At 40.7% G+C, this 20,975-nt stretch carries 23 protein-coding genes; 1 reads left to right on the top strand and 22 read right to left on the bottom strand.

Annotated features, from left to right (window positions below; all coding sequences use genetic code 11):
* Window positions 1-3: 3 nt before the first annotated feature.
* From F8B77_RS06820 to flhA, 15 genes are all read right to left on the bottom strand, one after another.
* Complete coding sequence (locus F8B77_RS06820; RefSeq protein WP_130048688.1) at window positions 4-756, bottom strand: heme ABC transporter permease; 753 nt, start codon at window positions 754-756, stop codon at window positions 4-6.
* A gap of 42 nt (window positions 757-798) precedes the next feature.
* Window positions 799-1,467, bottom strand: coding sequence for a heme exporter protein CcmB (ccmB, locus tag F8B77_RS06815; RefSeq protein WP_151654731.1), 669 nt, complete (start codon window positions 1,465-1,467; stop codon window positions 799-801).
* Window positions 1,468-2,082 (bottom strand): cytochrome c biogenesis heme-transporting ATPase CcmA, encoded by a 615-nt coding sequence (ccmA, locus tag F8B77_RS06810; protein WP_130048686.1) that lies wholly within the window; start codon window positions 2,080-2,082, stop codon window positions 1,468-1,470.
* A 286-nt stretch (window positions 2,083-2,368) separates the two neighbouring features.
* Complete coding sequence (locus tag F8B77_RS06805) at window positions 2,369-2,830, bottom strand: DUF2802 domain-containing protein (protein WP_151654730.1); 462 nt, start codon at window positions 2,828-2,830, stop codon at window positions 2,369-2,371.
* The gene (locus F8B77_RS06800) at window positions 2,830-3,324 is read right to left on the bottom strand and encodes a chemotaxis protein CheW (RefSeq protein WP_130044160.1); all 495 of its coding nucleotides are present in this window, start codon (window positions 3,322-3,324) and stop codon (window positions 2,830-2,832) included. Before F8B77_RS06800 ends, F8B77_RS06805 begins: the two co-directional genes overlap by 1 nt.
* Window positions 3,325-3,352: 28 nt before the next feature.
* Window positions 3,353-4,474: a chemotaxis protein CheW gene (locus F8B77_RS06795; RefSeq protein ID WP_151654729.1), complete on the bottom strand. Its 1,122-nt coding sequence runs from the start codon at window positions 4,472-4,474 to the stop codon at window positions 3,353-3,355.
* Window positions 4,474-5,241 carry a ParA family protein gene (locus tag F8B77_RS06790; protein ID WP_151654728.1) on the bottom strand — a complete coding sequence of 256 codons (768 nt, stop codon included), beginning with the start codon at window positions 5,239-5,241 and terminating at the stop codon, window positions 4,474-4,476. Before F8B77_RS06790 ends, F8B77_RS06795 begins: the two co-directional genes overlap by 1 nt.
* A 10-nt stretch (window positions 5,242-5,251) precedes the next feature.
* Window positions 5,252-6,385 carry a protein-glutamate methylesterase/protein-glutamine glutaminase gene (locus F8B77_RS06785; RefSeq protein ID WP_130048682.1) on the bottom strand — a complete coding sequence of 378 codons (1,134 nt, stop codon included), beginning with the start codon at window positions 6,383-6,385 and terminating at the stop codon, window positions 5,252-5,254.
* A 15-nt stretch (window positions 6,386-6,400) separates the two neighbouring features.
* The gene (locus F8B77_RS06780; RefSeq protein ID WP_151654727.1) at window positions 6,401-8,602 is read right to left on the bottom strand and encodes a chemotaxis protein CheA; all 2,202 of its coding nucleotides are present in this window, start codon (window positions 8,600-8,602) and stop codon (window positions 6,401-6,403) included.
* Between the two features lie 9 nt (window positions 8,603-8,611).
* Window positions 8,612-9,328 carry a protein phosphatase CheZ gene (locus tag F8B77_RS06775; protein ID WP_151654726.1) on the bottom strand — a complete coding sequence of 239 codons (717 nt, stop codon included), beginning with the start codon at window positions 9,326-9,328 and terminating at the stop codon, window positions 8,612-8,614.
* Window positions 9,329-9,361: 33 nt separating this feature from the next.
* Window positions 9,362-9,730, bottom strand: coding sequence for a chemotaxis response regulator CheY (gene cheY / locus F8B77_RS06770; protein WP_151654780.1), 369 nt, complete (start codon window positions 9,728-9,730; stop codon window positions 9,362-9,364).
* A 48-nt stretch (window positions 9,731-9,778) separates the two neighbouring features.
* The gene (locus tag F8B77_RS06765; protein WP_151654725.1) at window positions 9,779-10,510 is read right to left on the bottom strand and encodes an RNA polymerase sigma factor FliA; all 732 of its coding nucleotides are present in this window, start codon (window positions 10,508-10,510) and stop codon (window positions 9,779-9,781) included.
* Complete coding sequence (locus F8B77_RS06760; RefSeq protein ID WP_151654724.1) at window positions 10,503-11,393, bottom strand: MinD/ParA family protein; 891 nt, start codon at window positions 11,391-11,393, stop codon at window positions 10,503-10,505. The genes F8B77_RS06765 and F8B77_RS06760 overlap by 8 nt, the downstream gene beginning before the upstream one ends.
* Window positions 11,390-12,898 (bottom strand): flagellar biosynthesis GTPase FlhF, encoded by a 1,509-nt coding sequence (gene flhF / locus F8B77_RS06755; protein WP_151654723.1) that lies wholly within the window; start codon window positions 12,896-12,898, stop codon window positions 11,390-11,392. Before flhF ends, F8B77_RS06760 begins: the two co-directional genes overlap by 4 nt.
* Window positions 12,899-12,930: 32 nt before the next feature.
* Complete coding sequence (flhA, locus tag F8B77_RS06750) at window positions 12,931-15,024, bottom strand: flagellar biosynthesis protein FlhA (RefSeq protein WP_151654722.1); 2,094 nt, start codon at window positions 15,022-15,024, stop codon at window positions 12,931-12,933.
* A 257-nt stretch (window positions 15,025-15,281) separates the two neighbouring features.
* Here flhA and F8B77_RS06745 point away from each other — a divergent pair, with 257 nt between their 5' ends.
* The gene (locus tag F8B77_RS06745) at window positions 15,282-15,959 is read left to right on the top strand and encodes a flagellar brake protein (protein WP_151654721.1); all 678 of its coding nucleotides are present in this window, start codon (window positions 15,282-15,284) and stop codon (window positions 15,957-15,959) included.
* Between the two features lie 31 nt (window positions 15,960-15,990).
* Here the strand turns inward: F8B77_RS06745 and flhB are convergent, their stop codons facing one another.
* The 7 genes from flhB to fliM are packed head-to-tail and all read right to left on the bottom strand — an operon-like array spanning window position 15,991 to window position 20,972.
* Window positions 15,991-17,121, bottom strand: a complete 1,131-nt coding sequence (gene flhB / locus F8B77_RS06740) for a flagellar biosynthesis protein FlhB (RefSeq protein WP_151654720.1) — start codon at window positions 17,119-17,121, stop codon at window positions 15,991-15,993.
* Between the two features lie 30 nt (window positions 17,122-17,151).
* A complete protein-coding gene (gene fliR / locus F8B77_RS06735) occupies window positions 17,152-17,934 on the bottom strand; it encodes a flagellar biosynthetic protein FliR (RefSeq protein WP_151654719.1) in 783 nt (260 codons plus the stop codon).
* Window positions 17,935-17,972: 38 nt separating this feature from the next.
* A complete protein-coding gene (gene fliQ / locus F8B77_RS06730; RefSeq protein ID WP_151654718.1) occupies window positions 17,973-18,242 on the bottom strand; it encodes a flagellar biosynthesis protein FliQ in 270 nt (89 codons plus the stop codon).
* Window positions 18,243-18,251: 9 nt separating this feature from the next.
* Window positions 18,252-19,121, bottom strand: a complete 870-nt coding sequence (fliP, locus tag F8B77_RS06725; RefSeq protein WP_130048994.1) for a flagellar type III secretion system pore protein FliP — start codon at window positions 19,119-19,121, stop codon at window positions 18,252-18,254.
* Window positions 19,108-19,494: a flagellar biosynthetic protein FliO gene (gene fliO, locus F8B77_RS06720; RefSeq protein ID WP_130048993.1), complete on the bottom strand. Its 387-nt coding sequence runs from the start codon at window positions 19,492-19,494 to the stop codon at window positions 19,108-19,110. Before fliO ends, fliP begins: the two co-directional genes overlap by 14 nt.
* A 32-nt stretch (window positions 19,495-19,526) precedes the next feature.
* Window positions 19,527-19,916, bottom strand: a complete 390-nt coding sequence (gene fliN, locus F8B77_RS06715) for a flagellar motor switch protein FliN (RefSeq protein ID WP_151654717.1) — start codon at window positions 19,914-19,916, stop codon at window positions 19,527-19,529.
* A 21-nt stretch (window positions 19,917-19,937) separates the two neighbouring features.
* Window positions 19,938-20,972, bottom strand: coding sequence for a flagellar motor switch protein FliM (gene fliM / locus F8B77_RS06710; protein ID WP_130044143.1), 1,035 nt, complete (start codon window positions 20,970-20,972; stop codon window positions 19,938-19,940).
* Window positions 20,973-20,975: the final 3 nt, after the last annotated feature.

Genomic DNA, 20,975 nt, shown 5'->3' with positions numbered 1-20,975 from the left:
TCGTTATTTAGACGCGGTAGATTTTGGTTCTACTAGCGCTCTAACCCAAGGACGATGGCTCTCTTTTGCTAAAATTTCATTCCTAAAACGAATAAGAGTCACAGAACCAAAGAAAGTTGCAAAGCCAATGATATTTAATAATAAAGGCCACAACATATCGGCAGAAATGGAAGGTTTATCAAACTTTGTAATGCTTGCGCCTTGATGAAGGGTATTCCACCACTCTACTGAGAAGTGAATAATTGGTAGGTTTATCACACCAACAATGGCAAGAATACCTGCGGCACGAGCTGCAGTACGCTGATCATCAAATGCGTTATATAACGCCATTACACCTAGGTATAAGAAAAGAAGAATCAGTTCAGACGTTAAACGTGCATCCCATACCCACCATGCGCCCCACATTGGTTTACCCCAAACGGCACCGGTAAGCAAAGCAATGAACGTGAATACAGCACCAATCGGCGCCATTGCCGCTGCTGCCATGTCTGACAGTTTCAACTGCCAAACGAGACCAATAAATGCCGCAATTGCCATCGACATATAAGCACCCATTGACAGAATGGCCGAAGGAACATGTATGTAGATAATTCTAAAACTATCACCCTGCTGATAATCAGAAGGAGCAAACGCCAGTCCCCAAATGGTACCTACGGTTAAACTGATAATTGAAATCACCGCAAACCACGGCAATAGCGTGGTACTTAATTGATACGCTTTCTCTGGTTTAGCGTAAGGATGAAGCCATTTCCACATTGGTTTATCTCACTTACTCAAATATAAAATTATAATTATGATTTATTCAACACTCACTCGCAGTGCCGAACTAATGGCAAATGGAGTCAATGTTGCGGAGCCCATAAAAAGAGCCCCTAAAATTGCTAGTTGGCCATTATAAGCCATACCGAGACCAGCAGCATCAATTGCTGATGTCGCAAAAATTAGAACTGGGATATATAAAGGTAGAATCAATAAGCTAAGTAAAACACCACCCTTTTGTAGTCCAACGGTTAACGCCACTCCAACAGCACCAAGAAAACTTAACGTTGGCGTCCCAAGTAATAATGTTAATACGATAGCCAGCCACGAATTAAAATCCAAAGACAACAATATGGCAAGCAATGGACTAATAATGATTAACGGTAGACCTGTTAGTAACCAGTGAGCAAAGACTTTAGCTAAAACTAATACCGACAAAGGAGTTGGCATTAACATCATCTGCTCTAATGAACCATCTGAAAAATCGTCTCGAAACAATCGCTCTAAAGAAAGTAAGGCCGATAATAAAGCGGCTACCCACACACTACCTGCTGCAATACGCGCTAGAAGTACTGGCTCAGGACCAATACTAAGTGGGAATAAGGTAATTACGATAATAAAAAACCACAAAGGGTTAAGAATATCTGCTTTACGACGAAAGGCAATTAATAGCTCACGTCGAATAATTGTTGTCATTGAAGCAAGCATCTATTCACCTAATCTGATTTTTTTGAGTTCATTACTGTCTGTAAATAGATCTTGGTGCGTGGTAAGCAAAACAATGCCCCCTTGTTTTGCGTGATCCATAAATAGCTGTTCAAGCACTTTAACCCCTTGTTTATCAATCGCAGTCAAAGGCTCGTCTAAAATCCATAGTTTTTGTTTACTAAGCCAAAGTCTCGCTAAAGCAACTCGACGCTGTTGACCCGCAGATAATTGCCCTGCTGCAACATCTTCACGCCCAGCTAAACCCACTCTTGCTAACGCATCCCAAATGGCATTTTCATCATATTGGTTATGCATAGATTGATAAAAAGTGAGGTTTTCAAATGCAGTTAACTCACGTTTAACGCCGGTATGATGACCTAAAAAAAGCAAATCGCTATGAAATTCTTCACGACTTTTCTTTATAGATTCACCCTTCCAATAGATCTCGCCTTCATCCGCATAACCTAAACCTGCAATAATGCGAAGCAAGGTTGTTTTACCTGCACCATTTTGCCCTTCTATCTGAATTAACTCACCATCTGAGATAGTAAAACTCAATTGTTCAAATAGAACGCGTTCATCTCGAATACAGGTAACGTTACGAATTTCTAGCATAAGTATCTATTGTTGAAAAATATTAGGGGCATTCTAGCACAGCAAAAACGGGGAATCTTAGATATAAAACAAATCTATTTAGATAGATAAGTAAATAAGTATGTCCGATCGTTTGACTTTATCAATTCCCTTATATTTGTATGGGTATCAATAAGTTGCTTCACACAAAAGCAATATACTACTTAATGGTTAGTTAACTTTAAATTACAGTTCAACATACTATAAGGTGAATAAAAAAAAGCCCCTCAATGAGGAGCTTCTATGTGTTCTGCAAATTAGAAAGCCGTTATTCTTCGTCTTCTAATCGTAATGGTGGCATAGAGCCTTTACCTGCCGCTATTTTGGCTTGTAAAGCCATCATTAACTCGGCTTCTGCTTTAGGCAACTCACACTCTTCCATCAACTCATTGATTCCTGCGCCTAACTGAACCAATTTGTTGGCTCTTGAATACAAACGGCTATCCGCATCTGTATTTTCTAGTTCATTTAAACGATCATCAAAATGTTGACTTAACTGAGTCATATCCGCTACTTTTTGTCCCAAATTGATTGAGCCAGTACGGAATTCAACAAATTGCTTTTGTAGCTTTTGTTGCTCATCTTGAAGTTGTTTGTTTTGCGCCTGAGCTTGAGCTAATTGTAATTCTAACTGCTTGTTTTTACGGTTTAATAAAACATAAACCACAAGTACCAGGATCATTGCTGTTGCTGCAAATAGCTCTGAGAGCTGAGTTAAAATATCAACCATTATAGGCTTGCCATGTCATCCCATTCGTCTTCAGACAAAAGTTTGTTAAGGTCAACCAAGATAAGTAACTTGCCGTCACGGTTGCTAACGCCTTGGATGAACTTAGCGCTTTCTTCCGTACCAACACTTGGCGTAGTGTCAATCTCTGATGAACGTAAGTATACAACTTCTGCCACGCTATCAACAAGGATACCGATAACTTGACGCTCAGATTCGATCACAATAATACGTGTATTGTCTGTGATTTCACCTTGCATTAGACCAAAACGTGAACGAGTATCAATAACAGTGACTACATTACCACGAAGGTTAATGATACCTAGAACGTAATCTGGCGCGCCCGGAACGGGTGCAATTTCGGTATGACGTAATACTTCACGTACTTGCATTACATTGATACCGTAAGTTTCTTCTTCTAGTTGAAACGTTACCCACTGTAATACTTCGTCATTAACTTGATCTTTACGGATCTCTACTTCATTAACCTGAGACATTTTATTTCCTCGTACTCTTAGAGTTATTTTACTCTATTCCCTTAATGTCCAAACCGGCATTAAGCATCGTAATCATCGCCTCAACATGAATCAAGGCACACATCTTTTCTTTTACCATTCCTGATAACCACGGACGTTTTCCTGCCGTTTCTCGCCAACGAATTCGATCACTGGTAAGGGTTTCAGTTCCAGCTAGCACATTACACGCTAAACCCCATTTGCTCTCACCAAGCATAACAAGGTATTGATAATCTTCTTTATAGTTTTCATCTTTGATGCTTTGTGGCATCACCCACTTTGCAGTATCAAGCGCATCAATTTTTATTTCTCTATTTGTTTGCAAACCAAGATACCAATCCGGGCGACCAATTAGGTGACTCAGCTCGGTAATTTGGTGAATACCGCCTAACTCCGCTAATGGTACAGCAAACATAACTCCCATCACTTCAAAAAATAGGACTTGAAATTCTTCTTGATGCTCTGCGTTTTCCCAATCTAGCCCACTTGGTGGTGGCGCTTTTCCTGCTTGGGTTTTTAACTGGGTTTCAGTAGCTTCTTCACTCTCATTATCGACAATGGGTTCTACTTCTCCAATCTGAGGTTCAGAAGAAGAGGAAATCTTCACTTTATCTGAAATATCCCACGCTGATAAGTCGAGTTTTTCTTCAGCTTCCTCTTTAATAATCAAGTCGCTTTCAATATTTGAAGAAGCAACGAGAACGTCTTGAGTTTCGGTTTCAGCTTTTTCAATGGCTGACTCAACATCCGTTGTGTCTACTAGTACGTCATTATAAATGAGAGCGTCAATTTCAACTTGCGCTTCTAATTGTGCGTTTTCTAATTGACTTAATAATCGTTGAACGTCCTCTAATTGAGGTAATTCAAACGGGTAAACGTCGTTATCATCCTCTACTGGCGAGAACTGCGGTTGATATTGAGGCTCTGGTGTGTTGACAGTTACTGACTCTGAGTACCAATAAATAGGCTCTGGCTCTGGCTCTGGCTCTGGCTCTGGCTCTGGCTCTGGCTCTGGCTCTGGCATAATGCTATCTTCAGCGTCATGTTCAAGTTCAATAGCTTCTTCATCTAACAGTGATGAGAAATAATCATCAAGTGCTTCTTCACTGGTAAATGTTTTAAAGTCAGCCATTAAGCCAATCTCTCTAGATAATTCAATAACGTTTTATATGCAAAAACACCACGGCTATTGGGTGAAACAAATGACGGCGGCATTCTTTTTAAACTTGCGTCCCTAAACTTTGTATCAATTGGCACCGCGGATGCCCACACTTGATCTGAATAGGTCGACTTTAGATCCATTAAAGTTTGTAGTGACGCATTAGTACGCTTATCGTACATGGTTGGAATAATAGTAACATCAAAACGAGAAGGCTTATTTCTTTGCATTATCGTTAACGTTCGCATCATTCGCTCTAGCCCTTTCATAGCTAGAAATTCTGTTTGAACTGGGATCAGTATTCGAGTACTTGCTGCTAATGCATTAACCATCATTACCCCTAATATAGGAGGGCAATCAATCAATACATAGTCATATTCATCTTTTAATGCCGCCAATGCTCTTTTAAGTACTAACCCCATCCCACTACGGTTGCCCATTACGCGGTCAAGAGTGGCTAGTGACATATGAGCTGGAATGATATCTAACCCTGGAATGTCACTTTTTAATACAAACGGAGAAACAGTGGCTTTATTAATTGTCGGCAGTTGAAATAATTCAAATAAGCTGCAAGGCAAGTCATCAGAGTCATAGCCAAGATAAGTAGTCAACGACCCATGCGGATCAGTATCCACCATCAGGACACGTTTACTTCGTTGGTTCAATAAACCAGCTAATGTAATCGTTGTTGTTGTTTTACCAACACCACCTTTCTGGTTCGCTATGCTCCAGACAACCATTATACTTTTCCTACTTCAATCCAACTTCCACGAGCATTCTTTCTGCTACGCGTTCTAGAGGTAAACTTTCTGACGATAAGCCTGCTTTATCAATCGCTTGAGGCATGCCATAAACAACACAACTTTGCTCATCTTGAGACCAAATGGTTGCTCCTGCTGCTTTGAGCATTCGGCAGCCTTCACGACCATCAGCACCCATTCCAGTTAAGATCATTGAAAGTACTTTATCGCCATACACTTTCGCGGCAGACCCAAAAGTAACATCCACGCAAGGCTTGTAGTTCATGCGCTCACCGCCGTCTAAAATCTTCAAACGAGAAGAGCCTGGACGACCATCAACCATCATCTGTAAACCACCCGGAGCAAGATACGCACAGCCTGGCTTTAATACATCACCATCCTCTGCTTCTTTCACCTGGATCTTACACAAATTATTTAAACGAGCCGCAAATGCTGCAGTAAATGTTGCAGGCATATGCTGAACTAAAATAATCGGATGCGGGTAATTAGCAGGGATTGCCGTTAATATCTTTTGTAATGCAACAGGACCTCCCGTTGAAGTCCCAATTGCGGTTAACTGATATTTTTTACCGGTTGCTTTAAAGCGCTGCGCGACTGCTACCGGTGCAACAGGTACACTTTTAGCAGGCGCTACCGTTGATGCTGTAGCACGAACAGTAGGACGAACTGTTGACGTTGTCGTTTGCGTTGTCTGCGTTGTCACCGATGGACGACGCATAAACAATTTTTTACGAGCAATTTCAGCAATACGCTTTTGCAATAAACTAACGGCTTCATCTCTATTACGAGCGATGTCTTCAAATTTCTTAGGTAAGAAGTCCAAAGCACCTGCGTCTAATGCATCCAATGTTGCTTTTGCGCCGTCATGGGTAAGAGAAGAAAACATCAAGGTTGGTGTTGGGCAAGCCTTCATGATTTCTCTTACTGCTGAGATGCCGTCCATGACAGGCATCTCAATATCCATCGTAATGACATCTGGTTTCAATAATTTTGCTTTTTCTACCGCTTCTTTACCATTAACCGCCACGTCGATAACTTCAAGACGAGGATCGGCATTAATGATTTCACTTACTCTGCGACGAAAAAAACTAGAATCATCTACAACTAATACTTTTATTGCCATGTGTATCCTTGTGCATTAACGCATGCGAACAGCGTAACGCTTAAGCAAATTTGGAACATCAAGGATCAATGCAATATGACCATCAGAAGTAATGGTCGCACCCGCCATTCCTGGCGTGCCTTGCAATAATTCATCAAGCGGCTTAATAACCACTTCTTCTTGACCAATTAAGGTATCTACAACAAAACCAACTCGTTGAGCACCTAATTGAATAATAACCACATGCCCTAATCCCGTACGTTCTGTTTGACGAGAACCAGGAACTAACCAATCTTGTAAGAAGAACAATGGAATCGACTTTTCACGCACGATCGTTGTCAATTGTCCATCAACCATGTTTGTCTTAGACAAATCAAGATGGAAAATTTCATTCACACTTGCTAATGGCAAGGCAAATGGTTGATTAGCAACGCCAACCATTAAGGTCGGTAATATTGCTAACGTTAGTGGCACTTTAATGACAATTTTAGTGCCTTCACCCATATTTGAGTCGATATCGATTGAACCATTTAACTGATTAATCGCTGTTTTCACAACGTCCATGCCTACACCACGACCAGAGATATCTGAGATCTCAGTCTTAGTAGAAAAGCCTGGTGCAAAAATTAAGTTATAACACTCTTTATTGGTTAAGCGTGATGCTGCATCGTTATCCATTAGGCCACGATTTACCGCGATACCACGAAGTTTATCTGCATCCATACCGCCACCATCATCGATAATGCTAAGTAGAATGTGATCACCTTCTTGAGAGGCAGACAGAATCACTTTACCTGTACGTTCTTTACCTGATTTCTCACGTACATCAGGCATTTCGATACCATGATCCACAGAGTTACGCACTAAGTGAATCAGTGGATCGGCAAGCGCTTCAACCAAGTTTTTATCTAAATCTGTTTCTTCACCGCGCATTTCTAACACGATGTCTTTTTTCAGTGTACGCGCTAAATCACGTACCACTCGAGGGAAACGACCAAATACTTTCTTGATCGGTTGCATACGAGTTTTCATTACTGCGCCTTGAATATCAGCAGTAACAACATCAAGGTTTGAAACCGCTTTTGACATTTCTTCGTCATTGCTATTCAAACCTAAACTGACTAAACGGTTACGAACAAGAACTAACTCACCCACCATATTCATGATGTTATCAAGCGTTGATGTATCAACACGAACGGTGCTTTCCGCTTGAGGCTTAGACTGTGGTTTAGCAGGTGCTTTTGCTACAGGTTTTGCTTCTGGAGCTGGAGCTTGAGTTCTTGTTGGTGCAGGAGCAGTCGTTCGCGTTGGTGCTTCTTGAACTACCGCTGCAGGAGTTGCAGGAGCCATTGCTGCCGCTGGTTTTACTGCTTGATCAAGTTCTTCATCTGTTGGTCCTTTACCTGAACCATGCAGTTGATCTAACAGTTTTTCAAACTCGTCATCACTCATAAGATCAGCATCACCAGCCAATACTTCATCAACAGATTGAGTATTGGCAGTTGGTGCTACTGGTGTTGGTGCTGTTGTTGAATTGGTTGGACTTTTACCCGAACCATGAAGCTCATCAAGTAGACGCTCAAATTCATCATCAGTAATATCTCCATCAGCTACTGTATCCATTGCTGGAGTCACTGGTGCTGAAGCTGCTGGTGCCGAAGCAGAAGAAGTACTTGATGGAGCTGCACCTTTGCCGTGCAATTCATCGAGTAATTTTTCAAATTCATCTTCAGTAATATCATCTACCGAATCATGAATATTACTTTCAACAACAGGTTCTTGAGGAACTACAACTTCAACAACTGGAGCCGCAACTTCTACTGTTGCAGCAGCTATTTCATCTTCGGTTGCAGGCTTACTTAAATGATGAAGCAGATCCAACAATCGCTGTTCCGCTGGTTCTACTGTTTCGCCATTTTGAACTGCGCTGAACATTACGTTTACGCTATCAAGAGTTTCTAAAATGGTGTCCATTAGTTCAGAAGTAACTTTACGCTTACCCGTTCTAAGAATATCGAACACATTTTCAGCACCATGACATGCATCAACTAGTTCTGTTAATGAAAGGAAGCCAGCGCCCCCTTTTACAGTATGGAAACCACGGAAAATAGCATTTAATAAATCAGAATCATCTGGACGTTGTTCTAATTCAACTAATTGTTCAGAAAGTAGCTCAAGAATTTCTCCTGCTTCAATTAAGAAATCTTGCAGGATGTCTTCATCCATTTCAAAGCTCATAATGTTCCTCTAAAATCCTAGACTGGCTAATAGGTCATCAACGTCATCTTGAGATGCAACAGCATCTTCACGTTCATGTGGGTTTAAAATAGGACCTTCAGCTTGGGAAGGTTTATTAAGCTCGTCTTGTTCACCAAGTCGCTCTTCTACTTTAAACAAAGTCAAAATATCAACCAATCGGTCTTCAACTTCTTGAACTAACGTAATTACTCGTTTAATAATTTGACCGGTAAGGTCTTGAAAATCTTGCGCCATCAAGATGTTAGTCAGCTCATTACGTAGTTCTGAACTATTCCCTTCAACTTGAGTAAGTAGACCATCAATGTTGTGACATAACGTTTTGAATTGAGTAAGCTCAATTCTGCCTTTCATTAAGCTGTTCCATTGAGGACGTACTTGAAGTAGCCCTTCATGCAACTCGTCAGCAATAGGAAATGAACGGTCGACAGCATCCATGGTTTTATTGGCTGCCATTTCAGTCTTATCAATCACATATTGCAAACGATCGCGTGCATCTGGAATCTCATCATTCGCAATAGCAACCACACGATGATCAAGCTTAAAGTTCTTTAATGACTCATGAAGATCACGAGTTAAAGATCCTATTTCTTGTAACATTGGGGGTTCACTAGAAACGGCGAATGAGGCGACAAACTGGTCTGCTTCTTCTTGCTTGCCTGCTTCTAATAAAGCAACAAGCTCCTTGGCGTCAGTTAATGAAATCATCTTATTGGCTAGTCCTTACCGAGCAACATTTACTTATAAACGTTCAAAAATTTTGTCTAATTTCTCTTTTAATGTTGCAGCAGTAAATGGTTTAACAATGTAACCATTAACACCAGCTTGAGCCGCTTCAATTATCTGCTCACGCTTAGCTTCAGCAGTAATCATTAACACTGGCAAATGTTTTAATTCGTCATCGGCACGAATTGTCTTTAGTAAATCGATCCCTTGCATCCCTGGCATGTTCCAATCTGTTACTACAAAATCGAAACCGCCTTTTTTAAGCATTGGCAATGCTGTTAAACCATCATCCGCTTCTTGGGTGTTATTAAAACCTAGGTCACGTAATAAGTTTTTTACAATACGGCGCATTGTTGAGAAGTCGTCAACAATAAGGATCTTCATGTTTTTATTCAAAATCGCCTCCAGTGAGGGCAAAGTAACGGGATTTAATTATTCTACTGTCCAAGTTGATAACTTGGCCCGTAGTCGTTGCATTGATTGACTGTGTATTTGGCTGACGCGAGACTCGCTAACACCAATAACTGCACCAATTTCTTTTAGGTTTAACTCTTCATCGTAGTAAAGAGATAAAACCAGAGCTTCTCTTTCAGGAAGAGTTTTAATCGCTTCCACCAGAGCAACTCTGAAGTGTTCGTCAGCAACACCTTGAAATGGAATATTATCATCAGCTTGTTCTTCTGTTGTGATTACATCATCCGAGACGCCTAAATCTTCCATGCCAACTAGTTTACCGCAATTTACATCATTAAGTATCTGATAATACTGTTCTAAGGGTAATTCTAGATGTTCTGCTATCTCTTTATCGGTCGGATCACGAGAAAGTTTAGCTTCAAGCTCTTTAATTGCTGAATTTATCATCCGACTATTTTTATGAACAGAGCGAGGAACCCAGTCACCTCGTCGGATTTCATCCAACATTGAGCCTCGAATTCGGATACCAGCGTAAGTTTCAAAACTTGCACCTTTACTGCCGTCATAATTTTGTTGCGCCTCTAACAGACCGATCATACCAGCCTGGATAAGGTCATCGACTAACACGCTTGCTGGCAATCTTGCCATTAAGTGGTGAGCAATGCGTTTTACTAAATCAGAATAACGCTCTATAAATGCTTTCTGGCTATTCACATTGCCTTTATGATCGTAAGTTAAGCCATCAGACATAGTCGTCCTCTACTTCACTTCTATTTTCAGTTCGTAGTAATTTCTCAACAAAAAATTCTAAATGACCACTTGCCGCTTTTGGTACCGGCCAAGTCACCACTTTATTTGCTAACGACTTCATCGCAAGTGCAGCTGGTGAGCGAGGGTAAGCATCAACAACCACTTTCTGTTTTCTAACAGATAATCTGACTTTTTCATCAAGCGGTATACACGCCACCAATTCCATATTTGCAGATAAAAAACGATCAGTTACTAACGTTAATTTAGCAAACAGTTCGCGGCCTTCTCGGTAACTTCTTACCATATTCGCAACCACTTTAAAGCGCTGTACGTTATGTTCACGACTCAATAATTTAATCAGAGCGTAAGCATCAGTAATAGAAGTAGGCTCATCGCAAACAACCACAAGTACATCTTGTGCTGCGCGCGAGAAGCTAGTTACCATATCCGATATACCAGCAGCTGTATCAATTAATAGCACGTCAATATCGTCTTCTAAGCTACTAAAAGCACGGATAAGCCCCGCATGTTGTGCAGAACTAAGCTCAGCCATCGATTTAGAACCAGAAGTAGCAGGAATAAGTTTTACACCGTATGGGCCTTCAACGATAATATCTGCTAACTCACACTCACCATCTAAAACATGACCTAAATTTTTATTTGTGCGAATACCTAGCATTATATCAATATTAGCTAACCCTAAATCGCCATCTAACACCATCACTTTCTTTCCCTGCTGAGCAAGTGATAGCGCTAAATTTAGTGTTACGTTTGTTTTACCTACGCCGCCTTTGCCTCCCGTTACTGCTACTACTTTTGTCTCTGTCGGTTGAGTAAGTCGTCGTAATCCACTAGCCTGATCGTATATATTATTATCAATCATAAGTTGTCTGCCTCTGGCATGTCGCTATTCCAGAAATGAGGGTCCTTTTCCGTCGATTTTTCTAGTAATTCATTCGCTTTTGCTACTAAGTATTTAGGTTGAGCTAAAACAATGTCTTCAGGTACACGTTGTCCATTTGCAATGTAAGCTATTGGTAAGCCATTTTCTATTGTTACGCTGATTAATTCACCTAAACTTAGTGATTCATCAATCTTGCTTAAAATACAACCCGATAATGGGATACGTTTAAAGTGATCAATGGTCTCTTGCAGTACTTGGCGCTGTGCCGTCGCTGGCATCACTAAATAGCTGCTGATCTGAGAGCCACTGTTTTCCATTAATGTATCAAGTTGTTCGGTTAATCGTACATCTCTCTGTCCCATACCTGCAGTATCAACTAACACTAAACGACGATTACGTAATTGATATAGTACCGATGCCAATTCATCAGCATCTTTTGCGATACGTACAGGACAACCCATGATACGACCATAAATAGCCAATTGTTCTTGAGCACCAATACGGAAAGTATCCGTTGTGACTAAAGCGACTTGGTCTGGTCCGTATTCCATTGCCGCTCTTGCTGCTAACTTAGCAATAGTGGTTGTTTTACCAACACCAGTAGGACCAAGAAGCGCCACAATTCCACCACGAGATAAGGTATCTACTTTTGCTGTAGGGATTTGCTCTGCAAGTAACTTTAATAGTGCTGACCATGTGTCTTTTGATGGTGTATTTTCCGGAATGTAACAAGCTAATTGATCTGCAAGCTCTGCTGATAAACCCATTCTTTCTAGTCGTTTAATTAACATTGCGCGTAGTGGTTCACGTCGTTCTACTTCTTGCCACATCAAGCCTGATACTTGATGCTCTAAAAGACGGCGAATAGACGACATTTCTGAACGCATATGTTCTAAATCTTCATTTGATTCAGTTAATGAACGACGACCTTTTTCATAACGTGAAGGGTCTAATCGAGGTTGAACTCTATCTTCTTGACCCTTTATAGGATCATCAGAAATAAGGTGCGCTAAATTAGGATTATTTTGAATCGCACGAGTCATTTCTGATGTATCAAGCTTTGCTGAAGATCTATTCAATGAGCCATATGAATGAGAATTCGTATTTGATGATGAAGACTGAGGTTGAGCTTGTCCTTGAAACTTCGACTGACGTTTCAATAATGCAGCTAAGCTATCTTCTTCTCTCTCAGCTTTTACTGGCTCAGCGTCAGCTGAGGCACCATTTGAACCGTATTGTTTAATCATGTTTGCAAAGCGTCGTGTCATCGAACCCTTGCCTACATTCACTTTATCTTCTGCTATTTGACGAGATGCAGGAGCTGGTGCTGAATATGATGATGCACTCGGATCAATCGCAGCTACGATTTCAATACCGCCGGTTACTTTTTTATTTGACATAATGACTGCATCTACTCCTAGTTCTTCTTTTACTTGAACTAGAGCTGAACGCATGTCTTTTGCAAAAAATCGTTTAATTTTCAATATCGTATTCCTGCGCTAATAAGTCGACGCGATTAGTTACCAACAGCTTGAACAATTCTAATTTGCTTCTCATCTGGAATTTCTTGATAAGAAAGCACTCGTAAGTTAGGAATCGTATTCTTAACAAACTTAGCCAACGTTGAACGTAATACGCCTGAAGTTAATAAGACTGCCGCTTCTCCTTTTAACTCCTGCTCTTGAGTTGCTAAAGTTAAAGAAGCTTGTAAACGTTCCGCTAGACCTGGTTCAATACCTGTGGTCTCGCCACCTGATGCCTGCATAGTTTGATGCAATATTTGTTCCAACTCAGGAATTAGTGTAATCACCGGCATTTCAGCCTCTATCCCATTGATTTCCTGAACAATTAGTCGTTTCAGTGAAATTCGAACAGCCGCCGTCAAAATGTCAGGTTCTTGACTTTTTGGCGCATATTCCGACAATGTTTGAACTATGGTACGAATATCACGCACTGGAATCGCTTCATTTAACAAGTTTTGAAGTACTTTAACCACAGCCCCTAATGGTAATTGGTCTGGAACTAAGCCTTCTACAAGTTTAGGTGAGCTTTGTGAAAGTAGCTCTAACAGATTCTGAACTTCTTCATGGCCAAGTAATTGCGCTGCATTGTTTGTCAGTAATTGGCTTAAGTGTGTTGCAAGTACGGTTGCAGCATCAACAACAGTATAACCAAGCGCTTGTGCGTGCTCTCGTTGTTCACCATTAATCCATACTGCTTCTAAACCAAAAGCAGGATCAAACGTTGGTTCACCTTCAATAGAGCCATACACTTGACCCGGATTAATCGCTAGCTCTTTATCTGGACGAATTTCAGCTTCGCCACCAGCGACCCCCATTAATGTAATTCGGTATACATTTGGTGGTAATTCTAAGTTATCACGAATATGTACTGCTGGGACCAAAAAGCCAAAATCTTGTGATAGCTTCTTACGTACGCCTTTCACGCGATCAAGCAATTCACCGCCTTGTTCTTTATCCACCATTGGGATTAAGCGATAACCAACTTCAAGACCAATCACATCGACGGGCTGAACATCATCCCACGACAGCTCTTTTGGTTGCGATGATGATATCTCCATTGGTGGAGTGGCTTTTTTATCATCACCTTCTTTTTCTTTTTGCTTATTCAGGTAATATGCCCAAGCACCCGTCATTATCGCAAGTAAGATAAATGGGAAATGGGGCATCCCAGGCACAATACCCATCACAAACATAATACCTGCGGTCACCATTAGCGCCTTTGGATTATCAACGAGTTGGAATACTAATTGTTCCCCCATATCTTCATCTGTGTTTTGACGAGTAACCATTATCGCCGCACCAATAGACAAAAGTAACGATGGGATCTGAGCAACTAGACCATCACCAATGGTTAGCAAAGTATAGATTTGGATTGCTTCACCAAAACCGAGACCAAATTGACTCATACCAATGGCTAGACCACCGATGATGTTAATAAATAGAATAAGAATACCGGCAATGGCATCCCCTTTTACGAATTTAGACGCACCGTCCATTGAACCGTAAAAATCGGCTTCTTTGGTTACTTCAAAGCGACGTGTTCGTGCTTGCTCTTGATCGATTAATCCAGCATTCAAATCCGCATCTATCGCCATTTGTTTACCTGGCAATGCATCCAAGGTAAAACGTGCACTTACTTCAGCAATACGTCCCGCACCTTTGGTTACAACCATAAAGTTAATGATCATTAAGATAATGAAAACAATCAAACCAACGGCGTAATTACCACCGATAACTACGTTACCAAACGCATCGATTACATGACCAGCTGCACCAGGACCTTCATGTCCATGCAGAAGTACAACTCGCGTTGATGCAACGTTTAGTGCTAAACGGAGTAAAGTTGATACCAAAAGAATGGTAGGAAAAGCAGCAAAATCAAGAGGTCTACGTGAATAGATAGTAACCAGTAACACGACCATTGCTAATGCGATATTAAAAGTAAACATTAAATCAAGTAAGAACGCCGGAATGGGTAAGATCACCATTGCTAGCGTAGACAGCACTAAAATCGGTGCACCTACAGCTGGTAATGTTTTACCTTGCAAGGCAGACAGCTTGTTCGGGAGTGGCATTTGAAATTTCATTACTTCGGCTTCTTTACTCGACTTTATTATTGAATCATTATCAATAACTGATAACAGGATGACCTTACCAATAAAGCAAGTTTCGAGCCAAGTTAATGTCACTTTTTTGGCTTTACTTGTTCTATTTTCTGACGAGTTAATAAATGATGGTAACTATTGAATTAAGCACTTAATTATTAAGGAAAAATATTAATCGTTATTGCAACTAACTTCTTCCTTTGTATAATCGTAGCCTTCTTTATTTACTTGGTGCTTATATGGCTGATGTATCGCTTAGTACAGATCAAAATGTACTTAATAAAATGGATATTGGAAGTAGAGTGAACCTTGAGGTTACTTGCCCAAACGGTCAATCCGCTCAAGTTCAATCCACATTAATTGGCTTTAAAAAAGGTCAGTATGTTTTTCTTGAATACCCAATATCGCCACCTTTAGAGTTTAATAAAATTTACCTAGAGGGATCTGAAGTCACTTTTAGAGCGATAACCAATACCACGCATCGTGATATTATTGCATTTAGAACACAGATACACTCTGTGATTTATCGCCCTATGGAAATGATTTGTCTTCATACACCTAGCAGTATTTCCATGCGACAGATCCGAACTCATCAACGTCTTGAGACCAATTTTTCATGTAATTTAGCAGTGGGAAGCCATAATCTAACTGGTGTAATGACTGATTTTTCAGCAGGTGGTTGTGCTGTTTCATTACCAGCAAAACTGAACCCGAGTAACCTTCTTAATCAAGAGGTCTCTGTAACGATTGAACTTGGTGGAGTTAGTTCTATTACAGTATCTGGCATCATAAAAAATGTAGACCCAAAAGAAAAACAATCAAAAATTGGGATCATGTTTGATTCAAATAGTATTGATGAATCAAGCATACAGATGCTTCACCATCAATCTATTCTTAAAAATTGGAGTATAGACTAGCTAAAAGAAAGGCTAATCGAATTAGTATTCACTACTTTTTCAACTCATCTGGGATAGTCAATGTATTTTCATCGAGCTCAGGCTTAGTTCCACCTTTTTTCTTATATTGCTTCATCTGGAATATATACGCTAAGATTTGAGCAACAGCAGCAAATAGACCATCGGGGATTTGTTGTTCTAACTCTGTTGAATGATATAAAGCACGAGCCAATGGTGGCGCAGGCAAAATATCAATATTGTGCTCTCTTGCGATTTCTCGAATTTTCATCGCAACGTGATCGACCCCTTTAGCCACAACAATAGGGGCTGCATCTTTGCTTTGATCATAGCGCAATGCCACTGAATAGTGCTCAGGGTTCGTCACGATGACATCAGCTGAGGGTACATCTGCCATCATGCGTCGTTGTGTCATCTCGCGCTGAAGCATACGAATACGACCTTTAACTTCAGGCTTACCTTCTGTCTCTTTATATTCATCCTTAATTTCTTGCTTGGTCATTTTCAGCTGATTTGCGTGTTGCCAAATTTGAAACGGAATATCAATCGCGACCACAATTAATAAGGTACAGCTGATCAATAAAATAAAGTTCAGCAAGATATCAAGGGAATGAAAAATATTTGCAGGATACGTATCAAGGCTAAGCTGAAATAAATCTGCTTTACTTTGATTAATCAGATAAAAAGCCATCCCACTAACTAAAGATACTTTTAAGATCGATTTTAAAAGCTCAACCCAACTTTGCATGCCAAACATTCGCTTAATGCCTGACATCGGGTTCATTTTAGACGGTTTTGGCATTGCCGCTTCTGCTGAAAAACTAATACCACCAAGACCTGCTGCACCAATTAAGGCCGCAACAAATAATGTGACAAGTATAAGCAGAACAGGGAAAGTTAATGCGACTAATCCACCACCTACAATTTCAAGTAACTTATTAGTGTCATAAATCTCTTCTCTAGAAATAGAAAAGAAACGTTCCATGATAGAAAAGAGTGCTTGGGCAACGCCTTCCCCAAACCACATTAATGCAACCGCACCACACACCAAAACAGAGACTGAAGCGAGCTCTTTTGACCTTGCAACCTGCCCTTTATCTTTGGCTTGTTGCAAGCGTTTGGCCGTGGCGTCTTCGGTACGTTCTTGACCGTCACTTTCAGCCATGGCTGACCTCCACGAGTCTGAACCTAACCATTAGCAATCCAGCCTTATCATGCTACATATTTGTGCCTCGGCGCGGCCCCAATGCAAGTCATAGTGAGTAAATAAACCAAGAATAATATATGACGTCAGTAACAAACCAACCAACAGTGCAAAAGCAAAACCTAATGAGAATATATTCAGCTGTGGTGCAGCACGAGTCATTACACCAAAAGAAAGGTTTACGGTAAGTAAAGCGATAATGCCAGATAAAGACATACTTAACCCGGCTTTCATCATGATACCAAGCCAACCCGCCATTGACTGATAATCGACACTTGTCAATTTCCCGACACCAACAGGTAACGTAGTAAAACTTATCACGACAAAGTTAATCATTTTTAAATGACCATCAGTTCCTAAGAAAAATAGTATCGATAGAAACATAAATAACTGACCAAGTAATGGCGTATTTTGACCATTTGCAGGGTCAACCATTGAAGCAAAGCCTAAACTCGACTGCATCCCCAAAATTTGCCCAAGAAGAACAAAAGTTTGAGTAACAAACACGGTGACCATTCCCATAGCAACGCCAATAATAATCTGCTCTGCTGTCGTCATAAAACCTTGAAAAGACATTAACTGAATTTCAGGAGGCATGGCTGGAATGGCGGGCATAACCGCAAAAGTAATCGATAAGCCAAGATAGAGTCGAATTCTAGGCGACACAAATCGTGCCCCGAATACTGACATCACCATTAACATGGCTGAAATGCGAGTATAAGGCCAAAAATACGCAGCAATAAAATCTAATACTATCTGGCTTGGGTATTCCATAAGTCCGCTTAAATTATCTCGAGTTGAAGTTATTTAGATTAATAAAGAACTGTTGGCATTCGAGCAATCAATTCGTAAAAATATTCCATCAACATTCGCGTCATCCAGTGACCAAACAGCATTAATGCTAATATGGTGACAATCAAACGAGGCAAAAAACTTAACGTTTGTTCGTTAATTGACGTCGCGGCTTGGAATACCGCCACCACTAAACCAATAAGCAAACTTGGGATAATAATGGCGCACACCATGATCAGTACCATGTACAGCGCGCCACGGAATAGCTCGATGGCCATTTCAGGTGTCATGTTCGCTCCTTATGTACTAAAGCTTCCGGCAAGTGTCGAAAGTATTAAGTTCCACCCATCCACCAATACAAATAACATAAGTTTAAAGGGTAACGATACGATCATAGGAGAAAGCATCATCATACCCATAGCCATTAATACCGAGGCTACGACTAAATCGATAATCAAAAAAGGTAAGAAAAGCATGAAACCGATTTGAAACGCCGTTTTTAGTTCTGAGGTAATAAACGCAGGAATAATAACGGTAATAGGTACATCTTCAGGGTTTTGCGCCTCTACTCCAGACATATTGACGAATGTCTCCAGATCTTTCACTCGCGTTTGCGCCAGCATAAACTCTTTCATTGGTACTTGTGCAACATCAAAAGCTTCACGTGCCGTAATTTCTTCATTAATATAAGGCTGAATAGCGGTGTTATTTACCTTATCAAAGACTGGAGCCATAATGAAAAAGGTTAAAAACATTGCGATACCAATGATAACTTGGTTTGATGGGGTTTGTTGTAGACCCATGGCTTGTCGTAATATCGACATGACCACCACTATACGCGTAAACGACGTCATCAAAATAACCATGGCAGGCAAAAAGCCTAGCATGGTCATTAACCCTAATATCTGCAGGTTAACAGAATAGTCTTCACCACCATTAGCATTAGTTGTCATGGTGAATGCAGGCACCCCACCACCAGAACTGCTGCCTTTAGCGATAGTTTTAGAAGCTCCGCTGTCCTTTTCCATAGCAGTTACAGTCATGCCTTCCGCACTGGCTGCTGTTGCAGGAATAGCGCTTGCTAAGTCATCTACCGCCCACGCCGAAGATGCCATGAATAAGAGTGAAAAAACCGCCAAAGTGGCGGCAATTAAATTAGTTTTTAGCATTTTTCTTCATCAGTTGGCTTAGTTGAGTTGAAAATGGCGTCAACGTCGATTCACCGACATCTAACGGTTTTTCAAGTTTACTTAGCATATTGATATTTTGAGAGGTAATTCCAATAAGGAACTGCTCCTCTCCAACTTGAACCACTGCGACTCTTTCTTTTGTTCCCACAGGTAATTGCTTAACAATACTCATGTTGCTACCTGGAGATCCTGTGACACCAGGAAAACGCATTCTCTTTAATAGCCAAGCAAAAAAGAGAATCAGCGCGATAACAAAAATCAAAGAGCCTAATGTCGCCGCTAAATCGACATTAGGTGCATCTGCGGCAAATAAAGGAAAAGGCATCAATGCCAATAACCATAGCTGTTTCATACCTTTCCTTTTATTCATCTATTGGTTCCTGATTAACGTAGTTTCTTAATACGCTCAGTTTGGCTAATAACGTCTGTTAAACGAATACCAAATTTGTCATTCACGACAACCACTTCACCGTGAGCGATAAGAGTACCATTAACCATAACATCCAGTGATTCACCTGCAATACGGTCAAGTTCAACGACTGAACCTTGGTTCAATTGCAGTAAGTTACGAATACTAATATGTGAACGGCCTACTTCCATAGAAATAGTCACAGGAATATCTAAGATCGTATCAAGCTTGCGACGTTCATCTTCATTGAACTCTGGTGCTTTGGTTTCTAAATCTTCCAGTGGTGCGGTTACCGCTTGGCCTTCTGCACTTTCACTTAATGCTGCTGCCCATTCGTCAGCCATTTGTTGTTCATTTGAATCCATGATCCACTACCTTCTCTACTCTTATTCTTCATCTAGATCAAACAATACGTCTTTGCCTAGGAAGGCTAAATCCGTTTTCACCATATCTGGGCGTTTGATTTTCTCTGTGATCTGTACTGCTAATTTATCGTTCGATTTACCTACTTTACCGCGGTAAGTTGGCAACTCTTCTACAAATACGGTGGCGGCTTCTGGCATTTCAACAGGGATAATATCGCCCGCTTCTAAATCCATTAAGTCACGTAATGAAATTTGGCTCTCTAAAAGATTCACTTTCATTTCAACTGGCACATCCATGATTTCATCACGCAGTGCCTTACTCCAACGAACATCAGTGTCCATCTTGTCACTCTGAACACCCGCATCAAGTAATTCACGGATAGGCTCAACCATTGAATATGGGAAGACTACGTGGAAGTCACCACCACCGCCATCCACTTCAATATGGAATGAACTTACAACGATCACTTCTGTTGGACTAACAATGTTTGCCATTGTTGGGTTTACTTCTGAGTCTAAATACTCAAATTCCACCCCCATTACTGGTGACCATGCTTCTTTGTAATCTTCAAAAATCACTTTCAGTAATAATTGAATAATACGTCGCTCGGTTGGCGTAAACTCGCGGCCTTCAATTTTCGCATGGAAACGGCCATCACCACCAAAGAAGTTTTCTACCAAAATGAAAACTAATCGAGCTTCCATAGTGACTAATGCTGTGCCTTTTAATGGGCGAAAACGCACCATATTCAAGCTAGTTGGAACATACAGTGTGTTTTGATACTCACCAAACTTCACCATAGATACGCCATTAATTGATACTTCGGCGGTTTTTCTCAACATATTAAATAAGCTAATACGCATATGACGAGCAAAACGTTCGTTAATCAATTCTAGGGTTGGCATTCGACCACGAACGATTCGGTCTTGTGATGAGAAATCAAAGTTCTTCATTGAACCTAGGTTTTCTTCAGGACCACCCGTTACATCATCTTCTACGTCATCTACACCATGGAGTAGAGCATCAATTTCATCTTGGGATAATAGATCTGTCACATT

The organism is Aliivibrio finisterrensis (genome assembly GCF_008933155.1).
Lineage (GTDB): Bacteria > Pseudomonadota > Gammaproteobacteria > Enterobacterales > Vibrionaceae > Aliivibrio > Aliivibrio finisterrensis.
Note: the sequence above shows the minus strand (reverse complement) of the source record. Positions and strands in the feature narration are given on the sequence as shown.